At 72.1% G+C, this 1,054-nt stretch carries 1 protein-coding gene; it reads right to left on the reverse strand.

Translation table 11 applies throughout. The annotated features are described in order from the left end of the window. Positions 1 to 93: 93 nt before the first annotated feature. Positions 94 to 750 carry a hypothetical protein gene (locus DQW06_RS27475; protein WP_041552757.1) on the reverse strand — a complete coding sequence of 219 codons (657 nt, stop codon included), beginning with the start codon at positions 748 to 750 and terminating at the stop codon, positions 94 to 96. Between the last annotated feature and the right edge of the window lie 304 nt (positions 751 to 1,054).

Consider the following 1,054-nt stretch of genomic DNA (forward strand, 5'->3'; position numbering starts at 1 on the left):
CGGGACGGTGAAGCCGCCGGGAGCCCAGCGGGCCCCGTGCGCACGGCGGTCCCGCACACGGCCCCGGAACCCCGGCGACCGCCCGTCCCGAGGTCAGGCGGCCTCGGCCCCGTAGTCGCTCTCCGGCGTCTCGATCCCGTGCATGCCGTCCTGGCTCGCCGTGACGCGGTGCGTGCTGTGGGCGTAGTCGTTCCAGGACTCGCACGTCACACCGGCGTCCTCACCGTGCTCGGCGGTCACCATGTCGGGCATGTCGCACCGCACGTACTCGCCCTGCACCTGCCAGCGCACCAGGTGCTCGACCCGCTCGCGGGTCACCGGCACCGGCGACAGCGTCTGCTCGTACTGGATGAGGACGCCCCCGCTGGTCACCTCCATGTCCCAGGTGAACTCCTCGCCCATGTACACGACGTCGCAGGTCAGGGTGGCTCCGACCTCGGGCTCCAGCTCCGGGCCGGGGCACTCGGCCGTCGCGTCGGGGTCCACGTGGTCGCCCGCCTTGTGCGCCATCTCCATGGCGTTCCAGGCCATGCGCACGTTCATCGGCTCGGAACTCGCGGGCTTCTCCGGCAGGTCCTCGGGGCGGAGCCTGTCGACGCTGTCGGGAACCTCGGCGCGGGTGAACTCGGCCAGGTCCAGCACGACCTTCTCCTCGTCGGCTGCGACCTCCTCGCCCTCACCGCCGCCGCAGGCCGTCACCGCGAGAAGGAGGGCACCGACCAGGAGGGAGGCGCTGTGGCGCGTACGCATGGAATTCATGAAAATCCGTATCCGGTCCGGGGGAGGGAGCGCGACCGCGGCGGGGTGGGACGGCCACGACAGGGCGGAGTTCACGGTAGCGGTTCCGTGACGGGGGGTCGAAACGGCGTCCGGGCCGCGTCCACGGCAGGCGGTACGCGGCGGACAGCGCGAGGTGCGGGCGAGGTCACGCTCCGTCCCCCCGGCACGATAGGAAGGGAGGGCGCAACCGACCGAACGCACCCACACGGACACGGAGCCCCACATGACTCCCCAACCTCCCGGCCCCCTGGAGCAGGGCGAGGTCCTCCAGGAC

The organism is Nocardiopsis sp. TNDT3 (assembly GCF_003427465.1).
Classification (GTDB): domain Bacteria; phylum Actinomycetota; class Actinomycetes; order Streptosporangiales; family Streptosporangiaceae; genus Nocardiopsis; species Nocardiopsis dassonvillei.

Coding starts and splice junctions, on each gene's coding strand:
- DQW06_RS27475 (WP_041552757.1), bottom strand. CDS start 750: ATGCGTACGCGCCACAGCGCCTCCCTCCTGGTCGGTGCCCTCCTTCTC.